The sequence below is a fragment of the Geomonas diazotrophica genome, assembly GCF_019063885.1.
Classification (GTDB): Bacteria; Desulfobacterota; Desulfuromonadia; order Geobacterales; family Geobacteraceae; genus Geomonas; species Geomonas diazotrophica.
The window spans coordinates 755,001-780,239 of record NZ_CP077684.1 but is presented as its reverse complement, the minus strand read 5'-3'; the positions used below and the strand labels follow the sequence as shown (position 1 = coordinate 780,239).

At 60.1% G+C, this 25,239-nt stretch carries 17 protein-coding genes and 2 rRNA genes (1 of these 19 cut by a window edge); 5 read left to right on the top strand and 14 right to left on the bottom strand.

The genetic code is table 11. The annotated features are described in order from the left end of the window. Positions 1-531: 531 nt before the first annotated feature. The 7 genes from KP003_RS03370 to KP003_RS03340 form a co-directional block, all read right to left on the bottom strand. Positions 532-1,152, bottom strand: a complete 621-nt coding sequence (locus KP003_RS03370; RefSeq protein WP_217300353.1) for a hypothetical protein — start codon at positions 1,150-1,152, stop codon at positions 532-534. 121 nt (positions 1,153-1,273) lie between these two features. Next, positions 1,274-4,321, bottom strand: coding sequence for an OmcA/MtrC family decaheme c-type cytochrome (locus KP003_RS03365; RefSeq protein ID WP_217300352.1), 3,048 nt, complete (start codon positions 4,319-4,321; stop codon positions 1,274-1,276). 93 nt (positions 4,322-4,414) lie between these two features. Further along, positions 4,415-5,917 (bottom strand): fibronectin type III domain-containing protein, encoded by a 1,503-nt coding sequence (locus KP003_RS21455; protein WP_216790525.1) that lies wholly within the window; start codon positions 5,915-5,917, stop codon positions 4,415-4,417. Positions 5,918-5,968: 51 nt separating this feature from the next. Then, positions 5,969-6,616, bottom strand: coding sequence for a hypothetical protein (locus KP003_RS03355; RefSeq protein WP_216790523.1), 648 nt, complete (start codon positions 6,614-6,616; stop codon positions 5,969-5,971). Then, a complete protein-coding gene (locus KP003_RS03350) occupies positions 6,604-7,041 on the bottom strand; it encodes a cytochrome C (protein WP_217300351.1) in 438 nt (145 codons plus the stop codon). The genes KP003_RS03355 and KP003_RS03350 overlap by 13 nt, the downstream gene beginning before the upstream one ends. Further along, positions 7,031-8,359 carry a hypothetical protein gene (locus KP003_RS03345; protein WP_217300350.1) on the bottom strand — a complete coding sequence of 443 codons (1,329 nt, stop codon included), beginning with the start codon at positions 8,357-8,359 and terminating at the stop codon, positions 7,031-7,033. Before KP003_RS03345 ends, KP003_RS03350 begins: the two co-directional genes overlap by 11 nt. A gap of 899 nt (positions 8,360-9,258) precedes the next feature. Beyond that, positions 9,259-10,434, bottom strand: a complete 1,176-nt coding sequence (locus KP003_RS03340; RefSeq protein ID WP_217300349.1) for an MFS transporter — start codon at positions 10,432-10,434, stop codon at positions 9,259-9,261. A gap of 160 nt (positions 10,435-10,594) precedes the next feature. Here KP003_RS03340 and proC point away from each other — a divergent pair, with 160 nt between their 5' ends. From proC to KP003_RS03325, 3 genes are read left to right on the top strand one after another with little or no spacing between them, the layout of a single operon-like run. Next, positions 10,595-11,398: a pyrroline-5-carboxylate reductase gene (gene proC / locus KP003_RS03335; protein WP_216500448.1), complete on the top strand. Its 804-nt coding sequence runs from the start codon at positions 10,595-10,597 to the stop codon at positions 11,396-11,398. Next, positions 11,395-11,670: an acylphosphatase gene (locus tag KP003_RS03330; protein WP_216500449.1), complete on the top strand. Its 276-nt coding sequence runs from the start codon at positions 11,395-11,397 to the stop codon at positions 11,668-11,670. Before proC ends, KP003_RS03330 begins: the two co-directional genes overlap by 4 nt. A gap of 2 nt (positions 11,671-11,672) precedes the next feature. Beyond that, positions 11,673-12,176: a thioredoxin fold domain-containing protein gene (locus tag KP003_RS03325; RefSeq protein WP_216500451.1), complete on the top strand. Its 504-nt coding sequence runs from the start codon at positions 11,673-11,675 to the stop codon at positions 12,174-12,176. A gap of 120 nt (positions 12,177-12,296) precedes the next feature. Here the strand turns inward: KP003_RS03325 and KP003_RS03320 are convergent, their stop codons facing one another. Continuing rightward, positions 12,297-13,643 carry a radical SAM family protein gene (locus KP003_RS03320; RefSeq protein WP_217300348.1) on the bottom strand — a complete coding sequence of 449 codons (1,347 nt, stop codon included), beginning with the start codon at positions 13,641-13,643 and terminating at the stop codon, positions 12,297-12,299. Positions 13,644-13,975: 332 nt separating this feature from the next. Here KP003_RS03320 and KP003_RS03315 point away from each other — a divergent pair, with 332 nt between their 5' ends. Then, positions 13,976-15,652 (top strand): B12-binding domain-containing radical SAM protein, encoded by a 1,677-nt coding sequence (locus KP003_RS03315; RefSeq protein ID WP_216790514.1) that lies wholly within the window; start codon positions 13,976-13,978, stop codon positions 15,650-15,652. 106 nt (positions 15,653-15,758) lie between these two features. Further along, positions 15,759-16,001: a hypothetical protein gene (locus KP003_RS03310; protein ID WP_216500457.1), complete on the top strand. Its 243-nt coding sequence runs from the start codon at positions 15,759-15,761 to the stop codon at positions 15,999-16,001. Between the two features lie 3 nt (positions 16,002-16,004). On the opposite strand, the gene KP003_RS03305 is transcribed toward KP003_RS03310, so the two are convergent. The 6 genes from KP003_RS03305 to KP003_RS03280 form a co-directional block, all read right to left on the bottom strand. Then, positions 16,005-17,459 (bottom strand): aminoacyl-histidine dipeptidase, encoded by a 1,455-nt coding sequence (locus KP003_RS03305; protein ID WP_216790512.1) that lies wholly within the window; start codon positions 17,457-17,459, stop codon positions 16,005-16,007. Between the two features lie 84 nt (positions 17,460-17,543). Continuing rightward, on the bottom strand, positions 17,544-18,350 hold the full coding sequence (locus KP003_RS03300; RefSeq protein ID WP_216790510.1) for a M48 family metallopeptidase: 807 nt from the start codon (positions 18,348-18,350) through the stop codon (positions 17,544-17,546). A gap of 42 nt (positions 18,351-18,392) precedes the next feature. Then, on the bottom strand, positions 18,393-19,886 hold the full coding sequence (locus tag KP003_RS03295; protein WP_236027062.1) for a DUF3943 domain-containing protein: 1,494 nt from the start codon (positions 19,884-19,886) through the stop codon (positions 18,393-18,395). Positions 19,887-20,103: 217 nt separating this feature from the next. Further along, complete coding sequence (locus KP003_RS03290) at positions 20,104-21,795, bottom strand: methyl-accepting chemotaxis protein (RefSeq protein ID WP_216500467.1); 1,692 nt, start codon at positions 21,793-21,795, stop codon at positions 20,104-20,106. A 296-nt stretch (positions 21,796-22,091) separates the two neighbouring features. Further along, positions 22,092-22,208 (bottom strand): 5S ribosomal RNA (gene rrf / locus KP003_RS03285). Positions 22,209-22,331: 123 nt separating this feature from the next. Next, positions 22,332-25,239, bottom strand: a 23S ribosomal RNA gene (locus KP003_RS03280) (it continues 51 nt past the right edge of the window).

Genomic DNA, 25,239 nt, shown 5'->3' with positions numbered 1-25,239 from the left:
TCTCGAAATCCGCTGCTACGTCGGGCGTACGTCGGGCGCCGGCTCGGCACGCAAAGAAGCCGCGCGGGCATAAACCAGATTTATTAGTCTTTACTACTTTGTCGTACGGAAACTACCTGGGAATACTCTCGGACGTGCTGGCACACCTACCACTACTATCTATTGGAAAAACCTAATTCAATAGGGATACGCTTGGATGTGCTTGACTGATGGGACTATTTGTAAACGTACAACAGTTTTTTTTTAGTGCAAGCTTCCAAAAACGTTTTTTGTTTCAGACATAAGCAAAATAAATATTTAAAGCGTCTAACTGTTGAGGAAGCCACGCTCACTTAAGAGATTCAAATTTTACCCGATACAGTTATGACCTTCCGCAGATGCTGCCGAAGCGCCGCCTCGTCCAGTGCCTGCAGGGATTCAAATGTCGGCAGCTGAGGCCGGCTACTGCAGTCCGGCAGGCAAAAAAAAGCCCCGACGAATCGGGGCTTTTTGCTTGTATTGGCTACTCTTTTGCCAGCGGGGACGGAAGTATCAGAAGTAGGAGACCACCTCGAACTCCTTGTTGGCCATCTTCTCAAAATCCTGGCTGGCAAAAGCAAACTCGTGGACCTCTCCGGCGTCGACCGGATAGTCGAACTGCTGCAGGGGAAGCTTAAGCTCCTTGACCGTCTTGCCGGTCTTATCCTGCACCGCATCCTCCTTCTTGCTGTAGGTGACCGTAACCGTGTGCACCAGGTGCGGTGTCCCCCCGGTCGCCCCGGCGGTCTGGGTGATCCTCACCGTAGCGGTCGGAGTAACTATCTTGCGCAGCTTGGCAGCGTAGAAATCGACGTCACCGGAAATCTTCAGCACGTGCTCGCAGGCGGCGCGCTGGGCATCGGTCATCTTGGTCTGCTTGATGTGGATCAACTTGTCGCGGCTTGAGGCGACCTGCTCCGCCGTGAGGTTCGCGGCCTGGTACATCTTGGCCTTGTCTCCCGCCTGCAGGGCGGTGAGGAAAGAGGTGGCGCGCGCCTGGGCGGCCCCTTGGTCCTTGGTCCCCTTCTGCTCGGCTTGAACCTTCCCGGCTGGCTGGTCGGTGGGCTTGCCGTTGCATGCCGCGACGGCCGTCGCGATGGCAGCGAAGATTACCAGCCTGACTGCATTTCTCATAGCGTCTCCTTGAATGTAAATAGCCCGGGGATGTCGCCACCCCCGGGTTATCAGTTGCAAGTCTTTCTCCGGCGTCCCTTCGGGGGGAAGGAGGACCTTCCCCCGTCGGGAGTGCATCGGGTTACCACCAGCGGTGAACGGCCTTGATGGTCGGTACCGTGGTGTTCAGGGTGTTCTGAGCGGTGCCGTGGCAGACCAGGCAGGTCTCAGATTTGAGCAGCGCGGTGCTGCGTGCTTCGTAGATGGAACCACCGTTGGCCACCATGTGCGCCTTGGCCTGTGCCGTGTCGTGGCAGGAGTAGCAGGCCGCGGAGATCGGCGAGATGATCAGCGTGGTGCCGGCTGCATCGGTGTAGGTGCCGGCGGCGCCGCTGAAGCTGAAGCCGGAGCCGAGGGCCGCGCTCGCGAACGGAGCGAGCTGCGGTGCGTAGTAGGTGCCCGGGACGGCTTCGCTGCCGGTCACGATGGCCGGCACGGAGGCCGGGATGTTGCCGGTTGCGACGGTGGTGGGCAGCAGGTTTGCTACCGCGGAGGAGGATGCGGAAGCGCTGAAGTCATAGGTACCTGCTACGTGGCACTGCTCGCAATCCCTCAGGTAACCCGGGTAGCTGATCTCCCAGTACTTGTCGCCTGCGGAGACTTCCCAGGAGAACTTGTTGGTGCGCTTGGCGCCGGCATGGATGGCGTGGATGGCGTCCTTCGCGTTGACGCCCCAGCCGGAGTTGACGCGGTTCACGTTGTGGCAGAATACGCAGGTCGGTGCATCGTTCCTCTGGCCGGAGTGGAAGGTCGGTGCGATGCCGAGGGCGACGTGGCAGGCGTTGCACTTCGCGTTGCTGACGATGGTGCGGCGCGCGCTGTAGTTGGTTGCCACTTTCCAGACGTTCGGGGTTACGACCATCAGGCCGCCGACGTTGGTGCCGGCATTGTAGGCCCACTTGGTCTTCAGGGTTGCAGGCACGGTCAGTGCGCTCAGGTCGGTCTGGGTTAGCGGGGTGGTGGCCGAGCCGTAGGTGTAGCCGATGCCGCCGGTCAGCATCTTGGCGGTATCAGGAACGATGACGTTGTTGATGGTGATGGTGTAGTAGCCGTTGGTGTCCGGACCGGTCATGGTCGAGGTGGCGGTGGTGCCGTTCCAGACGTTCTTGATCCAGGCGCTGGCGGTCGCGTTGAAGTCGGCCGGAGCGGTGACGCCGTCCTGCGGTACCGCGAAGGCGAAGTATACGCTCGGGGAACCGGTGAAGCCGTTCATGAGCTCGGTGACGGAGCCGGCAGCGTAGGTGTTGAACACCACCGGGGTGCCATCCTTCACGAAGCGGAAGGTGATGGACGGATGCTTGTTGGTGTCGCGTGCCACGCTCTTCACATCCCAGGTTACCACTGCTGCGCCCGGAACAGCGACGCCTGCTGCCGGGAGGTAGCCAGCGTAGGTATGGGTGTTGGTGCCGCCAAGCTCAGGAGCGTTCGGGTCCGGATCCTGTACCGGGAGATGCGCGGTGGCGATCTCTGCGGTAGAGGTGGTGCCGGCATGGCAGCCTGCGCAGGAAGAATCGTTGGTCTGGCCGCCCATGTGGGAGGCGAAGTCGACGGTGCTGTGGCAGGAGCCGCAGGCCTTGATGGTCGGTTTGGTCTTCCAGTTGTTGCCGTCTACACCTTTGTGGCACATTGCGCAGTTGCGCACGTCCTGCGGGTAGGTGACTTCCGCGGTGGAAACACCGAGGATGGTCTCAGCCGGGGAGAGCTCCTCGCCCATGTGGATCTTGTGGATGAAGGAGGTGAAGTCACCGTTGGTGGTCTGGTCGGTGCCGACGATGTTCTGCGGGGTGTGGCACATGACGCAGAGCTTGGTGTCCGGACGGGAAGCGAAGTGGCCGCCGGAGAAGCCGAGCTTGTCGTGACACTGGTTGCAGGCGTCAGCGGTCACGATGTCGCGGGCATATGCCTGGGCGCCGTTCACGGTGTACATCTCGCCGGTAGCCGGGATGAAGTCGTAGATGAGGTTTGTCACGCCGCGAACTGCGAAGTTGGCGGTAGCTGCGTTGGTCTGCGGGTTGATCGGGCCGGCATAGGCGCCCGGAGTCTTGCCCACCACGCCCGGGACTGCGACGGAGCGGACGGAGATGCCGATACGGTGGATCAGGTTGCCGTCGTACGGAACGGTGGCAACGGTCTTGACGTTCTTGCCGAAGATGGCGGTGTAGGAACCGTCACCGTGGTCGATGATGGTGTAGCCCTGGGTAGCGAGGGCACCGGTGGTGGAATTGTAGGTGGAGACCGCGTCGGAGGACGGGCGCGGGTTGGTGCCGCTCAGGATGTAGTTGAGCCAGTAGGAGTTGCTCCCTGCGGTTTCAGGCTTGAGCTGCGCGACATGGAGGGCGAAGGTCTTCAGGCCGGAGATCCCTTTCCCGGTGGCCTTGTTGACCACGGTGAAGTTGACGATCGGGTTGTTGCCCGGGATGTAGGCGCTGATGACGCGGCCGTCCAACTGGGTGTTGTTCAGGTCGTCATAGGTCAGGGTGGAAGCGGCGCGTGCCGGCAGCATGTTGGAGTTGGAAAGCGTGCCGGAAAGCTGGAGGCCGGTGCTGGTGTAAGCGAGGACACTGCCGCCTGCGTTCACGACCTGGGTCGCACAGTCGGTGTAGGTCTTGCCGACAGAAGCAAGGGTCTGGTTGGCATCGCCAAGCTGGCCGGAAAGGCCGAGCATTGCCGACGTTGCGGTGGCGATGTCGGTGCTCTGCTGGCTGATCACGATGCTGATCGGGTTGCTTGCGCTGATCCCGCCGGCAGTCGGAGGATTGCTCAGGTCAACCGGTACCAGGGAGCGGAAGGTACCCTGGGCCACGATGGCCTTGAACACCAGCACGGTCTTGGCGGCCGGCAGGGTGAAGGTCAGGCCGGAGAAGCTGCCATCGCTACCGAGGGTAGCGGTGCCGAGCTGGGCGCCGTCCTGGGCGTTGTAGACGAAGACGTGGTTGACTGCACCGGCCGAGGTCGATGACAGGAACGCGGTCTTGGCGGCAGCCTTGGCAACGTCGACTTTACCGCCGACGGTTACTTCGGTGCCCTTGCTGGTGATCTTGGTGGTGGATCCCCCCCCGCTGCAGCCTGCGAGAGGCAACAGCACGCATACTACGAGTGCTACGAGGTACCTTAGGTTTCTGCCAATCATAGTTTCCTCCTGTTGTTTGTGTACTGCTCCGAAAGTTCCATCTCTACTGCCGACTTCTGTTTTTTCCCCCTTGTGCTTGAATCGTCGTTACTGTTACGGTCCGGTGTTCACCTGGCCGCTCACCGTTACCCCGAGGGACGGGCGGTTCGGAGTCACCGAAAGTGCTGTGCTGAAGTCCGAACGGTTTCCTGCCGCGTCGAACGCTTTAACCGTGTAGGCATAGGTGATGGCCGAGGTGACCGACGGATCGGTGTAGCTGGTCGAGGCGACGGTTGCCAGCTTCACGCCGTCGCGGTAGACCTCGTAACCGGTCACGCCGACGGTGTCTGTCGCGGCGGCCCAGCTCAGGGCCACCGAGCTGGTGGTGCCGGTAAGGGCGGTGGTGACCGCGGTGAGGCTCGTCGGAGCGGTGGGCGCCAGGATATCGAGGCGCGACAGCAGGTCGCTGGAGAGCGAACCACTCACCGTCACGTTGAGCGACGTCTGGTTCGGTTTCACCGACAACGGTGCGCTGGCGGCAGCGAAGTTGCCGGCCGCGTCGAAGGCGACCACGGTGTAGGAGTAGGTGACGTTGGGGGTCACCGCCGGGTCGGTGAAGCTGGTCGTCGTGGAGCTTCCCACCTTGCCGCCGTCGCGGTAGATGTCGTAGCCTGCAACGGCGATGTTGTCGGTGGAGGGGTTCCAGTTGAGGACAACGGCGCTGGTGGTCGCGTTGAGCGCGTAGGTGGTAGCGGTGAGACCGGTGACCACGGAAGGCGCGGTTACGTCGCTGAAGTTCGGCTCAGCCGGCGGATTGGTGACCGACTGGGTCAGGTTCCCCACCACGGTGGTGAGCGACGGGTCGGCCGCCACGGCCTCTGTCGCGGAGATGGTGAACAGCTGCGCGAAGGTCTGGTAGGCGGGAGCGCTCGTGCTGACGTCGGCCACGGCCTGGTTGATGATGGTCGTCACGGCGGTGGTATCGGTGACCGACCCCGTTGCCTTGGAGTCGACAATCATCTGGTCGATGACGGTAAGGGCCGCTACATAGGCCGCGTTGCCGGCCGGGGGCGCCAGTATGTCGGTGACGTTGAACAGGTCGCCGACCTGATTGTTGGCGGCGACGACCGAGCTCTGCAGCACCTCGGTGGTGATGGTGCCCGGCTTCTGCGCCAGGATCAGCGGCAGCTTCTCGAAGGCCGCCTCGGTGAGCGGGCTCACCGTGACGGGGACGGCCGGGTTGAAGTTGTCCACGGCGGCGCTGAAGGACTCAGCTGCCGTGAAGGGGACCTGCTGGCCGGTAGTCTCGCTCAGGTAGGTGGCGCCGGGTTGGCCGGTTACAGTCACTACTACCGGACCGGTAACGGAGGCCGGGATCTTGACCGCGTAGTTGCCGTCCGCGCCGGTTGTCCCGGAGCCGATCAGGGCCCCGCGCGCACCGGCCGTGGTCAACCGGTACACCGAAATCAGCCCCCCGACGATCGGCCCTTTGGTCGCGACGCCTGAGATTGTCCTCGTGCCACCGCCGCCTCCGCCGCCACCGCAGCCGATGACCAACAAAGGCAGGCAAATGAGCAGCAAAGCGGCGGCTATGTGTCTCTTCCAGGGAATACACATGTTAAGTTCTCCTTCTGCTTTGATCGGGTGAATGAAGGAACAATCAGGCTATTACTCCGCCGGTGCTCCGCTGTTATGGCACTTGGTGCATGCTGGCCCGCTCAACCAGACGCCCTGCAGATTGGCGCCGTGGCAGAATTCATTACGGCAGGACGCGTAATTGAAGTGACCGTTGACGTGGGTGAACGGGTTCGCCATCCATTGGATGTGTCCCGTGATATCTGCTGACGTAGTCGCGCTGGCGCCACCCCAGGCGTGGATCTGGGGCGCCGCGGCAGTCCCGCCCCCGTGGCAGTTGATGCCGCAGGAGGGGGCGCTGGCACCGCCGAGGAGGTCGGTGCCGTGGCATTCGGCGACCGCGCAGGACGCGCTGCCGTGGGCTTGAACGTAACCCGGGTGCAGGGCGTAGGCCGCCTGTCCCCAGAGCACCGGGTGCACCGCGGTCGGCGCCTCGACGTGGCACTGCACGCAGGAGACCTTGGAGATGCCCCCCTTGAGGTCGTCGCCGTGGCACTCGGCGCAGCCGTTGATGTCTTCCTCGGCGGCCACGCTGTGACCGGTCGGAAGCCAGTTGGCCGGATGCTTGCCGGCGGCTGGGTCAAATTTCGTCTGCGGGTTAGCGTCCCCGCATCCCGACAGGGCCAGCGCCAGCGCACCAAGTACCGCAAAAGACAGAACTTTTGTCGTTATTTGTGGCATGTCAGGCACCTCTCGTTGTTGGTACGCCCGTGACACTTGGCGCACGACGCGGGATTGATCTTGCCGTCGATTCTGTGCTGGCTCATGTAGTCGCCCCTATGCGGCAGGCTCCTCTCCACCGCCTCGGAGAACTTCACGTTGGGCTTCAGCTCTTCTTTGTGCGCATGGCAGTCGGAGCAAAAGGATTCGGCATGGCAGGAAGCACAGGCCCTTCTGGCGTTGCTGGCGAAGACGCTGTGTTTTTTGAAGAAGTCCACGGCCTGGTGGTTCATGGCCGCATAGGCATCGGTGTGGCACTCGGTACAGTTGGGCGTACCGGTCACCGCCTCCGGGTGGATCAGCGCACCGCTCTTGGTGTTGGCACAGGCAAAGAGCAGGCAGGCCATGAGCGGCATCATCAACAGAATCAGTATATTACTTTTCACCCTTGCCCCCCTTTTCGCCACACTTCATATCAAAAGCGTAGGCAACTTTCACGAGCGCTCTCCACTCCCTGTCGAAATCAGGGCTCTGTGAGTACTCGATGTCCCCACCTACCTTGAGCTTTTCGGTGACCTCGTAACCCGCGATGCCGGTGAGTGCGTAGCTGCTCTTCACGCCGTCGATGGGGCGATCGAAGAGGACGTTGTAGAAGTCGACGCCGAACTCGGCGTGGCCCGTCTTCTTCAGGGCATAGAGCCGGTAGTCGTAATAGCGGGTGCGGTCGGTGGAACCATCCATCCGGTGCCCGGAGGCCCCAAGCGAAAGGGCGTCGGCGGTGGTGTACGCGACCTTGCCCCCCACGTAATCGGCGGACCCGAGGATCTCGTAGCCGTAGTTTTTGTACTCGGCCGCGAGGGTCAGGTTCTTCACCGGGGTCCAGGCGGCGCTGACGCCGGCCGCAGTCACCTTTTCCCTGGGGTCAAGCAGCCCGCCGTTGTTTTGCAGGGCAAAGGCCGTGGTGGTCACGTTGTAGAAGTAGTCCTGGTAGTTGATCCTCGAGAAGTCAGCGCTGAGGGTCACTGCATCGATGGGGGCGACGGAGAGGGTGTAGGCATGCTCCATCCAGCCGTCGGTGATCGAGTTGTAGGAGGAACGACCGGTGAGATCAACCTGCTTCACCGGATGCACCCAAAGGTCGACCCCCTCTTCCTCGCGGTCGCGCGCGATGTCGCTCTCGTTTCTGAGGGCGCTCACGCCGACCGAGTAGAGGCCGGGCTTGCCCTGGGCCACCCGCCCGCCGTAGATGAAGTCCCCCCCCTTGTAGTTGGGGGTCGTCACCACCGGCGAACCGACGAAGGCCGCCGCCGTGATGCCGGCAGCGAAGTCGCTGCGCGCATAGAGGCCGTCCACCCGCTCGGTGGCGACACCTTCGGTGATGAACTGGCGCCCGGCGTTAACCACCAGGTTGTTCTTCGCCGCCTGGTAGCTCAGGTAGCCGTACTGGATGTCCCCGTCGGTGTAGTGGTCGCTCGACTTGTCGACGAGGTCGACACGTCCCCAGGCACCCAGGTGCAGGGACGTGGCGCTGCCATCCTTCTCCGCCGCGGTGACCGAGAAGTGCAGGTACTCGTACAGCGGGTAGAGGTCGTCCTTGTTGATGGTCCGGGTCATGCGCAGGTAGGTGTTGGAGCTGCCGGTGATGGTGTAGTCCGCAGCCATAACCGGCTGGGCCAGCGTCACCGACGACGCGGCAAGCATCACCCACGCAATCTTCAGGAGACTACTTTGTTCGCGTCCTGATCGTTTCTCGTGGCTTATCAAGACATCCCCTCCTTTTACAGTAGTGTGAATCGTTATCCAGGAATCCGCTGCTGCGTTGACTGTAATCTGGGGCCGGGCCGGACATGACCAGCGGTGTCAGGCCTGAAACCATCTATTTTTATTTACGCCGGTCTATTATCGAAAAGAAAAACTGGGAATAACTCTTAGACGTGCTTACACATCAGCCGCCCCTCTATATTAAGAAAAATTTGACTTAACAGAGAGTCTGTACGGATGTGCTCGACTGTTGGAATCTTCGCTAAACTTACAACAGTTTTGCAGCAGTGCAAGTTGCCCCCCAAAAAAATTATTTCAGCAAAGCATATATTAACTAGTGACTGTGCCTCAGTGACATTCCGCGGCCACAAAATTAACACCACCCAACCAAAACAGATACTGTGGCAAAACTTCAATGTCTGGAGACAGCAACGTCAGATATTCGTCAGCGACAATTTCAATCAGAGCAGCGGGGCCGGCATCGGTTCTGGAGTCGGCTACGATTAAACGGCAGCTTACAAAACCGAGGCACAGGTTCCTCAATAAAGGGGCAGCAGAAAGAACTTCACTCACTGCAGCAGGCTGTGGCTTTTGCAGGATCCCTACCAACTGTATAAACCACTGAAGCAGCGTCGTATCTAAGCTCACAACGTAGAGTGCCTTGCCACTTATAATTCAAAACCTTGACACAGGTATTAGGGTTTTTGACAAAACGATAACTTTTACTGCGACATACTTGACCCTAATCGGCGAGGGGAAAAGAGACTTTAGGAGAAAATGGCTATTGGAGGGTAAATCTTCCTAAGACAGTGACTGTGCGAAGAAAACTTGTGTGAGTCCGGTAAAGACAGAACAGTACCAGGTGAACGAATGATGACGCGACGTGACACGCTTCGTGTCCTTCATACAGCATCGTCTATGTCTTTCTGAGGCCTCACCAGCATGATAAGCAGGAGTGCAGCCACACCGGCGAGCGATGCTCCAAAGAGAAAAGGCGCGACGTTCCCCTCGTACTGCCAGATGCCGCCGAAGATGAGGCTCGCGGGCAAGGCGCCCGCGCCGATCGCGAAGTTGTACCAGCCAAAGGCGGACCCCCGCTGCGCCGGTTGCGCCATGTCCACCAGAAACGCCTTCTCCACCCCTTCCGTGAGCCCGAAGAAGAGGCCATACACGCCGAAGAGGAGCCAGATCTGCCATTCGCTTCGGGCCACGCCGAAGCCGAGGTAGGAGAGTGCATAGACGCACCACCCCGCAACGATCACCGACCTCCTGCCGATCCGGTCGGAAAGGGCGCCGAAAGGCATGTTGGAGAGCATCTTGACCAGATGAAAGAAGGCCCACAAAAGCGGGAGGCGGTAGGAAGGGGTGCCGACGGCGCCGGCCTTGAGCAGCAAAAAGGCATCGGAGGAATTGCCCAGGGTGAAAAGGAACAGGATGACGAGGTATCTCCTGAGCCCCCCCGGCGGCAGCATGGCCAGCTGCAGCCGCGCCTTCGGCTCCGGCGTGCGCTCGGTCTCGGTCACCTTCCAGGCGATCAGGAGGATGGCCACCACCCCGGGTATCCCCGCCAGCCAGAACAGCTGGCGCAGGTCCTTCACGAAAAAGGCGAGCAGGAAGGTGGCCAGAAGCGGCCCCACCAGGGCCCCGGCGTGGTCCATGGAGCGGTGGAAGCCGTAGGCCTTGCCGCGCAGCGACGGGTCCACCGAGTCGGCGATGAGCGCGTCGCGCGGAGAAGTGCGGATACCCTTGCCGACCCGATCGCCGGTGCGTATCAGCAAAACCGCCAGAGGCGAGGACGCGCTCCCTATCAGGGGGCGCATCAGTGCCGACAGAGAGTACCCCATCAACACCAGGCGCTTTCTGCGACGCACCCGGTCCGAAGCTATCCCGGAAAAAAGTTTCAGCAGGGAGGCGGTTGATTCGGCGACACCTTCGATGACACCGAGAAAGGCAGGACCTGCCCCGAGCATGCCGGTGAGAAACAGGGGCAGCAGCGGGTATATCATCTCACTGGAGACGTCGGTGAAGAAGCTGACCAGCCCCAGTATGAACACGTTGCCCGTTATGCCTGTGAACACGTCGCACCTCCAGGGTTTCAGTCTAACCCCAACGGGAGCATGAAACAACAGGCCGGCAGCAGACGCAATCATAATTAAAACAAATCAATTCTATTGACATTTGTGACCGGATTTATTACCTATCTTTGAACCAAAAACCTTTAGGAACGGAGGCAAAGACATGGACAAGAAAACTGGGTTCATCGGCGGCGGCAACATGGCGGAGGCGATCATCAAGGGGCTTCTGGCCGGGGGCGTGCCGGCGGCGGAACTCGCCGTGTCCGAGCCGTCCGAGGCGCGCCGCAACCTGCTGGCCGAGCGCTACGGCGTGCAGGTCCTGGCCGACAACGCGGAGCTGTGCCGCATGAGCGACACCATCATCCTCGCGGTGAAGCCCCAGGTTGCGCCCCAGGTGCTCGGCGCGCTCGGCGCCGGTCTCACCGACAAGCTCTTCATCTCGATCATGGCGGGGGTCAAAAGCGCCGCCATCGAGGGTATGCTCGGCTCCGGCGCCCGCGTGATCCGGGTGATGCCCAACACGCCGGCCCTGGTCCTCCAGGGAGCTTCCGCCATCTCCCGCGGTTACCACGCCACCGAAGACGACCAGGTCCTGGCCCGCAGGATATTCGACCTGGTCGGCACCACCTGCGTGGTGGACGAGAAACTGCTCGACGCCGTCACCGGCGTTTCCGGAAGCGGCCCGGCCTACGTGCTCACCTTCATCGAGGCGCTCAGCGACGCCGGGGTCAAACACGGCCTCACCCGGGACATCGCCACCGCCCTGGCCGCCCAGACCGTCTACGGCACCGCGAAGCTCCTTTTGGAAAGCCACGAGCACCCGGCGGTCCTGAAAAGCAACGTGGCCTCCCCGGGGGGAACCACCATCGCCGCCATGCACTCCCTGGATCGCGACGGCTTCCGCGCCGCCACTATCAACGCCGTCGACGTCTGCGTGGCTCGCTCCAAGGAACTGGGGGAGAGATGAAAATAAGAGCCACGCTTATCGTGCGGGGAAGGGTACAGGGGGTGGCTTTCCGTCACCACACCGCCCGCACCGCACAGCAGCACGGCGTGACCGGTTGGGTCCGCAACCTCCCCGACGGCTCCGTCGAGGCGTGCTTGGAAGGCGAGGAAGCAGACGTACTGGCGATGGTGCAGTGGTGTCGCAGAGGGCCGGAATTGGCCAGGGTGGACGAATTGAATGAAAAGCTGGGAGAATACACCGGGGAGTTCACCGGTTTTCAGGTAAGGGGATAGTGATGCGTAAAGCAAGCAGCGGTTTGTTCAGGCGCCTGGGCCTTTGGCTCGTCGCGCCCCTCCTTTTGATGGTCCTTGTCTCGGCAGCCTCCGCCAGGGACCTCGACCTCAGCAAGGCGGTGAAGGTAGGAAACGGCAAGATCATGGTGATAGAGTTCACCGACCCGGACTGCCCCTTCTGCAGGAAGGCCGAGGCCTATTTCCAAAAGCGCAGCGATGTCACCCGATACATCTTCTTTATTCCCCTGAAAAGCCATCCAGCCTCCAAGGGGAAGGTGCAGTACATCCTCTCCGCGAAGGACAAGGAGAAGGCCTACCTGGAGGTGGCGGCCGGCACGGCCGACAGGTGGAAATTGTCGGAGGTCACTCCCGAGGGAGTCGCGCTGCAACAGGAGCACGAGCAGATCGCGAAAGAGCACGGCATGAACGCGACCCCCATCTTCATGGTCTACGGCAGCGTCGTCAGGGGCTTCGACCTGAACAAGCTGGTGCCGCTATTGAAATAAAAGGCTGGGGCTAGGGACTGGGGGCTAAGTAAAGCCCCGTCCCCAGTTCCAGCCTGTCCAGCCTGTCCAGTCTCAACCTCAACCTCAACCTCAACCTCAACCTCAACCTCAACCTCAACCTCAGCCTTTGCCTTTGCCTTTGCCTTTAATAGGCCACCCCTTCTCGAACCCGTCCGGGAAGAACCGCTCCCTGGTGCGGTTGAAGTAGCCGTACTGGATCCGCGGGAAGGCCTTCTTCACCTCCTGCAACATCCGGTACATGCCGACCCCGCGCTTTTGCACACCCATTCTCTCGTTGTAGAAGGCGGGATCGATGGAAAGGTTCCTCATCTGCAGCATGTCCACCCCGGTCTTCTCGATGAACTTCAAAAGCGCCTCGAGCTCGGAGGGGCTGTCGGTGACCCCCGGGGAGACCAGGTAGTTGATCATCGTGAAAAGCCCCTTCTGCTTCGCCGCCTGGACCGATTCGACCACGTCGGCGAAACGGTACCCCTTGGGCCGGTAGTAGCTGTTGTAGAACCCTTCCTGCACCGAATTCATCGAGAAGCGCATGGAGTCCATGCCGGCATCGCAGAGCATGCGGACCCGGTCGGGGATGGAGCCGTTGGAGTTGAAGTTGACCGTGCCGCGCGAGGTCCCGGCCTTGAGCCTCCGGGTCGCCTCGGCGATGGTGTCCGCCTGCATGATCGGGTCCCCCTCGCACCCCTGCCCGTAGGAGACAATCGGCTCCGGCGCCTGCAAAAGGTGCGGCAGCATGAGCTCAACGATCTCCTCCGGCGTCGGGACGAAGGGGATGCGCTCGTGGTTGGACGGGCAGCAGTCGGAAGGCTGCAGGCTGATGCACCCAAGGCAACGCGAGTTGCAGACCGGCGAGGTCGGAATGGGCGCCTCCCACCTGCGGAAGAAGAGGTTCTTGGCGGCAAAGCAGTGGTAGTCGACGGCGCAGCGGGACAGCTGCTCTATGAGCCGGTTCTTGGGGAACTCGGCCAGCATGCTCCGCACCAGCGGATCGAGCTTTCTGTCGTCGTAGTTCTTGGGGAGCCAGTTCTCGTTGTCGTCCACGCGGGTTGCGGCCACCACGAAGCACTCCCTCTCCTCGTCCCACCCCACGGCGGTGTAGGACCAAAGCGGGAGATGCACCTTCTTCTTGCTGTAGTCGCAGGCGGGGAGCAGGGTGCGCATGTATCCCGGGGCCATGAAGGCGGAAACGGCCTGGATCTTCATGCTGCGCCGCCCCTCCCTGACCTGGCTCAGCGTCACGAAGCTTCCCTGGTCCTCGTCCCAGGCGATGGGTGGGGTGTCGGGTATGGTGAACAGGCGGCTGTCGTCCGGCAGCGGGATCAGTTCGACCGATTCCGGCAAAACAGCCTCGTCGGCGCTCATCCCCGCCATGGTGAGATAGGGATGGTCGTAGATGTTGCCCTGGCTGTCGGCGTAGAGCAGTTTCGGTAGTTTCTTTGCTTTCATGTTTATCCTGTGAAAACCGTTAGCCACGAGCTTGCGGGACGTAGCGTCGCGGAGGCTCGAGAACTTCTGAGACAATCCGAGAACTGCAAAAAGCAGGGTTAGAAACTAGCCAAAGACTTTGAACTAACAAAAGCCTCCGGGGTTGTGCCTTTCTCAGAAGTCCTCAGATTTTCTCCGTGGCCAATGGTTTGGGTTTTATTTCCGCGGCCGCCTACAGTAACAAAAAACCGTGGCGCGGGCAAGGGATGCATCCCGTACCGCTCTGGGCGCCGCTGCACCGCTGCCACCATTTTTCTGGCAACGCCTCCTCTAATCGGCTACAATCCCCGCCCATGAAGATCCTGCTCGCCACCCTGCATGCCAAGTACGTCCACGCCTCCCTGGCCCTCCCCTATCTCGCCTCGGCATCTGCTACCCTCCCCGGCCTTGAGTGCGGCATCCTGGAGCTGACGATCAACGAACAGCCGGACCAGTTGCTGGCGAAGCTTTACGCCGAGCGTGCAGACGTGGTCATGTTCTCCTGCTACATCTGGAACACCGAACTGACGCTGAAGCTGGCCTCTGATCTGAAGCAGCTGGCACCCGATACCTTCATCGTCCTGGGCGGCCCGGAAGTCTCCTTCGGCTCCTTCGACATGATGGTGCGCAACGGCGCCATCGACTGCATCGTGCGCGGCGAGGGGGAGCAAAGCTGCCGCGAACTGCTCCAGGCCCTGGACGGGGGCATGCCGCTGGACGACATCGCCGGGATCACCTACCGCGAGGGCGAGGAGGTGATCGCCAACCCCGAACGCCTCGCGCTCGCCGAGCTGGACCGGATCCCCTCCCCCTTTGCGGCCGGGCTCGTCGATCTGGGAAAGCCGCTGGTCTATTACGAGACCTCGCGCGGCTGTCCATTCTCCTGCGCCTTTTGCATGTCTTCCATCGAGAGCGGCGTCCGCTCCTTTTCCCTGGAGAGGACCAAGGGGGATCTCCTGCTGCTCATGGAAGCCGGGGTGCAGACCGTGAAGCTCGCCGACCGCACCTTCAACTACGACGCCAGGAGGGCGGACGAGATCTGGCGCTTCATCCTCGAGCACAACCGCGGCAGCAAGTTTCATTTCGAGATAGCGGCGGAACTGCTGACCGAGGACAACCTGGCCCTGCTCGCGCAGGTGCCGGCGGGGATGTTCCGTTTCGAGATAGGGGTTCAGTCGGGCGGTGAGGAGACGCTGGCCAAGGTGGAAAGGACATCGAGTCTCGAAAAGCTGTACGCCAACGTGGAACGACTCAAATCTGCGACGGGGGTTACCGTGCATCTCGACCTGGTGGCCGGGCTGCCGGGTGAATCCCTTGAAGGATTTCTGGCTTCGGTGCAGGGGCTCTTCGCGCTCAACGCCGACCACATCCAGGTCGAGCCGTTGAAGGTCCTGAAGGGGACGGCCATGCGGGGCATCGCGCGCAAGGAAGGGTACGCCTACTCGGAGGCCGCCCCCTACAAGATTCTGCGCACACCCTGGCTCAGCTTCGAGGAGATCAGGCGCATCGAAGGCATCAGCCGGCTCCTGGACCTGGTCTACAACAGCGGCAGGTTCGCCGCGACGCTGCAGGTATTCGCCACCGACCGCCCTTTGTCACGGCTCTTCAACGAGGCGGCGCAGTTCTTCGACTCGGCCGGGTTCTTGACCAACACCCTCTCCCTTGCCTCGCTCTTCGATGCCCTTTGGCGTTTCGTGGCCGAGTGGAGCGACGGGGAACAACGGGAGCGCCTGCGCGACGCGCTCTGCTTCGATTTCTGCCTGACCGGCTACCCCGGGGGCAACCTGCCCAGTTTCTTCGCCGGCGGGCAGGAGCAGGGCGAACCCGGCGTGCCCTTGCGCCTGGAGTCGAAGCCGGGCGAACGCGTCCGCTATTACCGCCGTACCTTCGCCAGGGATTACCGCTGCACTCCCTGGTGCGAAGGGCCCGCCACGATCACCTTCGTCTACCGCTCCGCCCCGGGTGCCGGACTCCGGGTGCAGGTACTCTAGGCCCGCCTCCCTTTCCGCCGCACTCCCCCCGCTTGCACTCTCGGCGCAGCAGGCGATACTAAACGCTTAGCGTTTTCCAATCAAGCCATGCCGCAGCGGAGAGACCATGGAATACTTCACGGTTTGCTGCCAGCGCAGGGGAAGCGTCTCGCTGGATGGGGCCTACCAGGGCGAGAACAAGGACGGCGACACGCCCCGGGTGTTCCGGTGCAACGCCGGACTGCACGACATTTCGCTGCGGTGCCGCGTGGGTCAGAAATGCAGGGAGATGACCCAGAGGGTTACCATCTGTGGCACCAACGCCATCGTCCCCCTGGTGGTCCGTTTCTTCTGCGACCTGCAGCAGTAGCGGCTACTGCGCGGTTTTCAGTATCTCTTGCACGAACCTCCAGTGCCTGGCCACGCTCTCGATATAGACCCGTTCGTCAGGCGAATGCACCTTCTCCATGTTCGGCCCGAACGACACCATGTCCATGCCGGGAATGCGCTCTCCGATGATGCCGCATTCCAGCCCGGCGTGGATCGCCTTCACCTCCGGTTCCTTCTGGTAAAGATCCCGGTAGCACCTTTGCGCCAGCTTCAGTATCGGCGAGTCGATGTTCGGCTGCCACCCCGGGTACCCCTCGCTCACCTCGACCACGGCGCCACCCAGCTCCAGGATGGACTGGACCGTCTCCACCACCTCGTTCAACCGCGAAGCGCTGGAGCTGCGCTGGCTCGTTACCAGGACCAACGCGTCCTTTTCCGTGCCGATCACCGACACGTTGGTGGATGTCTCGACCAGCCCGGCAATCTCGGCGCTCATGCGCTGCACGCCACTGGGGAGGGCGGCTATCGTCTTCATCACCTGCCGCTGCAGCTGCAGATCCATTACCGTTGCCGGCCCCTCCTCGGCGCGTTCCAGGACCAGCTTCACCCCGGGATCGACCGTCGGCAGTTCGGCAAGAAAGGTCGCCGCGAGCTCCGTCACCACCGCCTGCGCCTTTGCCGCCTGCTCCGGCGCCAGGTAGATGATGGCGCCGCACTCCCTCGGAATGGCATTTCTCATGTTGCCGCCGTCGATGGTGGCCAGCCTCGCCCCCAGCTCAGCCAGCGGCACGAGCGCCCTGTTCAGGAGCTTGATGGCGTTGCCCAGCCCCTTGTCGATCTCGAGACCGGAGTGCCCCCCCTTCAGCCCCTTTACGGCGAGTCGGAGCGCGCTCCAACCGGCAGGAGCGGCTTCCCTGGCCACGCCCCACCGCGCCACGGTATCCTTGCCGCCGGCGCAGCCGATGTAGAGCGCCCCCTCCTCCTCGGAGTCGAGGTTCAAGAGGGTTCGGCTTGCCACCAGTTGAGGACTGAGGTTCTTCGCCCCGCGCAGCCCGGTCTCCTCCTCCACCGTGAAGAGGAGTTCCAGCGGACCGTGCTCCAGGCTCTTGTCCTCCATGATGGCCAGCGAGGTGGCCACGCCGATGCCGTTGTCGGCGCCGAGGGTGGTCCCGTTTGCGGTCAGCACCTCTCCCTGGCGAACCAGCTCGATGGGGTCTTTGAGAAAATCGTGCACCTTGTCCGCGTTCTTCTCGCAGACCATGTCCAGGTGAGACTGCAGGCAGATGCTGCGCACCCGCTCCTTCCCCGACGTGGCCGGGAGCTTCACCACGATGTTGCCGCAGTCATCCTTGGCCCGCTCCAGCCCCAGTTGTCCGGCACGCTCCAGGATGTACGCGCCGATGCGCTCCTCGTGTCCCGACGGCCTGGGCAGTGCCGAAATAGCAGCGAAGCAGTTCCAAAAGATGTGAGGTTCCATGCCACGAATCGCGTCAGTCATGTCGGCTCCCGAATAAAGAATTCCCCTGCAACGTCCTTGCAGGGGATGAAGGTGTATCTCGATGATCTTGGTACAGGCAAGAGGCTAGAGGTTCTTCACCTTGGCCTTCACCCTGGCGAACTCCTGGGTCGAGTCAGGCAGCCAACTCTTGGGTGGCAGCTTGGAGATTTCCTGCTGGATATCCTTGATCCTGTCCACCGTCTCCGGGTGAGACGAGAAATACTTGGCGATACTGCCCGGCTGCCTCTCCTCCGCGGCATCGAGTTTCCTGAAAAAGCTGACCATTCCCTGAGGGTTGTAGCCCGCCTTGTACATGGTCTCCACGCCGAGGTAATCGGCCTGGCTCTCCATCTCCCGGCTGTAGTACATGCCGCCGGCCTTGCCGAAGAGGTCGGCCGCGATCTTGGAAAGCTCGCCCCCCTGCCCCCCCAGCAGCAGGCTGACGATGAGGCCGTACCCGTACTGCTGCGTCATCTGCCGGGTCGAATGCCTGGCCACCACGTGGTTCATCTCGTGCGCCATGACCGCCGCGAGTTCCGCCTCGCTGGCCGCCGCCTTGAGCAGACCGGTGTTGACGTAGGTGTGGCCTCCCGGGATGGCGAAGGCGTTGACGCTGTCGTCCTGGACGACCTGGAAGGTAAAAGGGAAATCCTGCTTGCGCACCCCGGTCAGGAGCTTCCTCCCCACTCCATCGATGTAGGCCTGCACCTCCGGGTCCCGCACCACCTTGTGCTGCTTCTCCACCTCCACCGCGAACTTGTCGCCCAAGTCCTTCTCCTCGGAGACCGAGATCATGTTGAAACCGCCCACCGAGGACTTGTTGACGGCACAGCCGCAGATGAGGGAAAGGCCCAGCAGGACGGGGAGAAATAGCCTTTTTAGGCAGTTCATCAGGGAACCTCCGAAACAGCGTATCGTTCAGTACGGGAGGAATCAACGTCCGGCGGGATCTCTCCATTCAACTGCGCCAAAGTACCTGTCACTTACAAAGGTATAGACGAGACTTATCGTACCTTCCGACCGATGTTTGCTGGCTATGTTAGCATAGTTCGTATCGCGTATCGACTCAGAATATCGCAGGCCTATAGCGTGCCTGCCGTAAACTCTAACAGTCAAACCGCCATGCCCTCTGAATACACTCTCCGAGCCGTCATGATCAGGCCCCCAGCTGCTTACATAGTACCAGCGTCCGGTCAGGTCCACCATTGTCCGGTCTCCGAAGAGCAATTTCATCGCCAACAGCACCTGCGGCGTCGCACCGTAATGATAGCCCCGCTCCTCGGCAACCTCCGATTCGAGACCCGTTGCGCCGAAACCTACCCCACCGAGCAGCGAGCCCTGGGCGGCCACGCCGGGCGCAAGCCAGTACTGCCCGGTGGTTCCCAGGGAAAGGGCCGTGCTCGAGACCCTGAACAGGTAGGGTGAGATGTAGTCGTAGCTGCCGTAGAGTCCCCATATGCCGCGATAGTCTCTCCCCACTTGGTACGAGGTCCCCTTCAACAGCCCCCGTACCGTGAGGGTGTCCACCAGGTTGTGTTTCCTGGCCCTGGTCGAAATCTCGAAGTTGAAGTAGTCAAGGGGGCGGTGGTAGCTGTAGTCCGGTTTCCCGGGGAGCCCGTACTCCATCGAAAATTCGGCGATGCCTATGCCCTCCTTGCTCGGCTCCTTGACCGGTGCGCTGAGGTTCTTGGAATGAACGTCGAGGCTGAAGCCGCCCCTGCACATCCATAGTGTGGCCGGGCTGTGGTTCGGAAACACCGTATCGAACCGCTTTCCGAAGAGCGCCCGGTTCACCGCCGTCGGCGGGGAAATCGCGGCCGCGGCGATTTCGTACCCGACAGGCGGCTTCTTCCCACCCTCTTCCAGCACCAGGTCGGCCATCCGGAACAGTGCCTCTCCCAGCAGGGTTCCGGCGTTGCCTGTGGTGATCAGGTCGTTGGTCGAGGGACGCGAATTCTCGCCGGCCATTTCCCACAGGAAACTCCCGGCATTGCTGTACACCAGGGATTGCCAGAAATTCAGCCCCGAGGACCGGGCCAGGCCGTACATGGTGGCCCCTTCGTACGGATGCCCGAACTGGTTGACCTTGAAGGTGTCCTGGTCGAAGGACCAGTCCTGCTGGGTAAGCTGGCGCCAAAAGGTGGAGGGGTTGGTCGCATAGGTCCTCTTCCCATCCTCGGTCATCTTGTCGTGCAGCACGACCCTGTCGAAGCCGTTTAAGAGGATGATAAAGGCGGGAATCTCGGCCGCGGGGACGAGGTAGCTTTTCCCCGCGCCCGTCTCCCAGGAGAGGACCTGGGCCGATTCGCTCCCCGCGGTAAGCTGGGGAACAGTGTCAGCCCGGGAACGTTTGGGCACGCCCAGAACAAGGCACAAGACGCCCACCGCAAGCAGGAAGGAGGCAACGGACCTCGGTAAGCTTCTCATACCGCCTCCCACTTGGAAACCATCCGCTTGTCGCCCAACCTGGGGGATGTCTGGCCGACCGGTGTAGGCAGAATGTCGGTCAAATCAACAGGCTATAATTTACCCCCCCCCCTTTCTTTGTCAAGGTCTCGCCTCCCTCTCTCCCACCCCATCCCCGGAATGCAAAAAACCCCGCCGGTGGCGCCGACGGGGCTTGAGAGGAAGGTGAAGGAGCAGGTTACATCTTGCGGAAGGTTTCCATCTCCCGGTGCATCGATCCTATCAGTTCGTTGATGGTCTCGATTTCCCCGAGCATCTTCTTGGCATCCTCTGCGGTCCCTTGGATCAGGCGATCGACCTCGGCCACGTCGCTGCGCAGCACGTCACCGATGGCAATCTGCTCCATGCAGGTATCCTTCAACCGCTTCACCTTGTCGTTGTCTTCCTGCACGCTCTGCATGTACAGGCGGTTGCCGCGGACCTGCTCCTCGGTGGAGTTCGTTATTTTCGCAGAAAGGGCGCGCATGCGCTCCAGGCTGCGGACGATGAGTTGAGCACCGGTCTCCTCTTCCTGGATGGCGCGGCTGAACTGTTTGACGCGGGCCAGATTTTTCTCCGCCTCCTCGGTTATCAGCTGGCTCCCCGATGCCTGCTCGTCCGTGGCGGCGGCGATCTGCTGCACCATGCGTGATGCCTCGGCGGCGCTGTCCTCGATCCTGTGCAGGGCTTCATCGGCCTTCTCGGAAACCGCTACACCTTCGGCAACCTTGTCTTTGCCAAGGCGGGCGGCCGTCTCCGCAGCGGCGGTCTCCTTCTGGATGTTGGCAACCAGCTCCTCGATCTCGTTGGTGGAAGCCGAGGTTCTCTTGGCGAGGGCGCGAACCTCTTCGGCAACCACGGCAAAGGCCTTGCCCCGCTCTCCCGCCTGGGCAGCGATGATGGACGCGTTGAGGGAGAGAAGGTTGGTCTGCGCGACCACCTCCTTGATGACATCAAGAAACTCGCCGACGCGCAGGGAATGCTGCGACAACCTGTTGATGGCATCAACCGAGCGGTCGCTGTGCTCTTCGATAGCGGTCATGGCCGCAATGGTAGCCGACATGGCCTCCATCCCCTCGGCGGCCTGGACGCGGACCTTGTCCGAGCAGTCGGAGGTGCGGCGTGCGTTATCGCGGATGTCGACGGTGGAGCTGCCTATGGCGAGGATGGAGTTGTAGGTCTGTTCAGTAGAATTGGTGAGGGCCTCGATATTCGAGGCGGTCCCCTTGATGCTGACGGCCATTTCCTCGATGGAAGCGGAGGTTTCCATGACTGATGCCGAATATTCCTGGATGCTGAGAGCGATGGCGTCGGTGGCGGCGCTCATTTCAGTGGAGATGGAGGCGCGCTCATCGGTGCGCACCGCTATGTCCTCGATCTCTTTCAAGAGGTCCCTGAAGAAGGCGTTCATGTCATCCACAGCGCCGATCGTTTCCTGTTCCCTGGCAGCCTGTTTCTCGTTGTTGTGAACGGTCTTGCTGAAGTCGGCGGTCAGACGGCCGTGCCGGCTGGAGATGTCTGCGGCAAGCTTCGATACGTTTTCCACCATCACCAGGACCCGGTTCATCAGGGCCTCGTTGCACTCCATCACTTGCTGCAGCTCATCGCCCTTTCCAGACACCGACCGGATGGATGTTTCACCGGTTATTTTTCCGAGCATCTTCAGTTGCTGCTCAACGTAAAGCCTGAGGGCTTCCTTGATGATGTGGTAGCAGAAAGTGCCGACGATGAAGCCTGCCGCCAGACAGCCGATGGCGTACAGTGGGGCAAAGGCCTTGGCTCCAAAAAATAGCCATGAATAAAAAGGAAAGACAAGCCCCATAAGCAGGCCGAAGCAGACCATGAATATGTACGTGCTGCGGAGTGAAGAAAGGTATTTCTTGAAAAACATAGGGACCCCGATCGCATATAAATATTCCAATTACTACATTAAAATAGACATACTGTCAATCCAATAGGTATATCACCCCAAACGGAGCCGATCTATGACTGTTGCGCAGCGACGCCGATATCTGCGGACGCGTGCAGCGTGGCGTCAAAAGGGGGAAAGGAATTCCAAACTGCGACCAGGGGGAGAGGGTGTTCGGGTGAGGGACGGTGCCGGGGGGTGAGCTTGCGAGAGTAGAAGCCAGCCTCAGGACGCGAAAAAGCCCCGTCTGTTTCCAGACGGGGCTTTTTCTATTAAATTCCCTGCGGCGACCTACTCTCCCACATCGTTTCCAATGCAGTACCATCGGCCCTGAGAGGCTTAACTTCCGTGTTCGGGATGGGAACGGGTGTGACCCTCTCGGCATAGCCACAGAGAAACTCTTAGCTTTGGCTTGCGCCATCGCAGTATGTTTCTCACAATCGCATTTCGTGTCTGTAGGATTTTTGGCAGTTTATGATCGGGGGGTGGAGAACCACCCCCCTCTCTAAGAATTTTTTATGGTCAAGCCTCACGGCCGATTAGTACCGGTAAGCTGAATGCATTGCTGCACTTACACACCCGGCCTATCAACGTTGTGGTCTACAACGGGCCTTTAGGGGATTGCTCCCAGGGATACCTAATCTTGAAGGAGGCTTCCCGCTTAGATGCTTTCAGCGGTTATCCTTTCCGTACATAGCTACCCAGCGACTGCTCCTGGCGGAACAACTGGAACACCAGAGGTACGTTCAACCCGGTCCTCTCGTACTAAGGTCAACTCTTCTCAAGTATCCTACGCCCACAGAAGATAGGGACCAAACTGTCTCACGACGTTTTAAACCCAGCTCGCGTACCGCTTTAATTGGCGAACAGCCAAACCCTTGGGACCTACTTCAGCCCCAGGATGCGATGAGCCGACATCGAGGTGCCAAACCTCCCCGTCGATGTGAACTCTTGGGGGAGATCAGCCTGTTATCCCCGGCGTACCTTTTATCCGTTGAGCGACGGCCCTTCCATACAGAACCGCCGGATCACTAAGACCTACTTTCGTACCTGCTCGACTTGTTGGTCTCGCAGTCAAGCTCCCTTATGCCTTTACACTCTACGGCTGGTTTCCAATCAGCCTGAGGGAACCTTCGCGCGCCTCCGTTACTCTTTGGGAGGCGACCGCCCCAGTCAAACTACCCATCAGACAGTGTCCCCGACCCGGATGACGGGCCTGGGTTAGACATCCAAACAAACCAGGGTGGTATTTCAAGGTTGACTCCACCGAGACTAGCGTCCCAGCTTCAAAGTCTCCCACCTATCCTACACAAGCTTATTCGAATGTCACTGTCAAACTGTAGTAAAGGTGCACGGGGTCTTTCCGTCTTTCTGCGGGTACTCGGCATCTTCACCGAGAATTCAATTTCGCTGAGCCACTGGTTGAGACAGCGCGGAAATCGTTACGCCATTCGTGCAGGTCGGAACTTACCCGACAAGGAATTTCGCTACCTTAGGACCGTTATAGTTACGGCCGCCGTTTACCGGGGCTTCGGTTCAAAGCTTCACCTTGCGGCTAACAAATCCCCTTAACCTTCCGGCACCGGGCAGGCGTCAGACCCTATACGTCGTCTTGCGACTTTGCAGAGTCCTATGTTTTTAGTAAACAGTCGCTACCGCCATTTCTCTGCGACCCTCTTCAGCTGTGCGAGCGAATCGCCTTCACCAAAAAGGGCATACCTTCTCCCGAAGTTACGGTATCATTTTGCCGAGTTCCTTAACCAGTGTTCTCTCAAGCACCTTAGGACATTTATCCTCACCCACCTGAGTCGGTTTACGGTACGGTCACCTGCTGTCTGAAGCTTAGAGGCTTTTCTTGGAAGCATGGGATCGACGACTTTGCGGGGATACCCCCTCGTCATCAGTTCTCAGCGTTGAATGGAGAAAGGGATTTGCCTCCTTCTCCCGCCTACAACCTTAAACCTGGACAACCAGCGCCAGGATCGTCTACCCTTCTCCGTCCCCCCATCGCAACAACAGGTGGTACAGGAATATTAACCTGTTTCCCATCAACTACGCCTTTCGGCCTCGCCTTAGGGACCGACTAACCCTACGCAGATTACCTTTACGTAGGAAACCTTGGGTTTTCGGTGACAAGGTTTCTCACCTTGTTTTTCGCTACTCATGTCAGCATAATCTCTTGTGATACCTCCAGCCGTCCTCACGGTCGACCTTCGCAGGCTTACACAATGCTCCCCTACCACTTGATCCTTAAGGATCAAATCCGCAGCTTCGGTACTATGCTTAGCCCCGTTACATTTTCCGCGCAGACCCACTCGACCAGTGAGCTATTACGCTTTCTTTAAAGGGTGGCTGCTTCTAAGCCAACCTCCTGGTTGTCTGGGCATTTCCACATCGTTTTCCACTTAGCATAGATTTTGGGACCTTAGCTGGCGGTCTGGGCTCTTTCCCTTTTGACTACGGATCTTATCACCCGCAGTCTGACTCCCACAATAACAGTTAGCGGTATTCGGAGTTTGGTTAGGTTTGGTAACCTGGTGAGGCCCCTAGCCCATCCAGTGCTCTACCCCCGCTACTTACTTTGTGAGGCTATACCTAAATATATTTCGGGGAGAACCAGCTATCTCCGAGTTTGATTAGCCTTTCACTCCTATCCACACCTCATCCCCTGGCTTTTCAACGCCAGTGGGTTCGGGCCTCCACGAAGTGTTACCTTCCTTTCACCCTGGACATGGATAGATCACCCGGTTTCGGGTCTACCCCCAGCAACTAATTCGCCCTATTAAGACTCGCTTTCGCTGCGGCTCCGTTCTATGAACTTAACCTCGCTGCTGAGGGTAACTCGCTGACTCATTATGCAAAAGGCACGCGGTCACACTGGATTGCTCCATAGTGCTCCCACTGCTTGTAGGCATACGGTTTCAGGTTCTATTTCACCCTCCTCATTGGAGTACTTTTCACCTTTCCCTCACGGTACTGGTTCACTATCGGTCAGAGAGTAGTATTTAGCCTTGGGAGATGGTCCTCCCGGATTCCCACGAGGTTTCACGTGCCTCGAAGTACTCGGGGACACCCTAGGGTGAGTCATGGTTTCGGATAAGGGGCTATCACCCACTATGGCCGGCCTTTCCAGACCGTTCTCCTACCAATCATCAATCCCACGTCGGGGCCCCACAACCCCGGTACCATCGAAATGGTGCCGGTTTGGGCTGTTCCGCTTTCGCTCGCCGCTACTGACGGAATCACTATTGTTTTCTTTTCCTGAGGGTACTTAGATGTTTCAGTTCCCCTCGTTCGCCACGTAGAGCTATGAATTTACTCTACGTTACTGGAGCATTACCTCCAGTAGGTTTCCCCATTCGGAAATCTCCGGGTCAAAGCCTGTTTAGCGGCTCACCGAAGCTTATCGCAGCTTACCACGTCCTT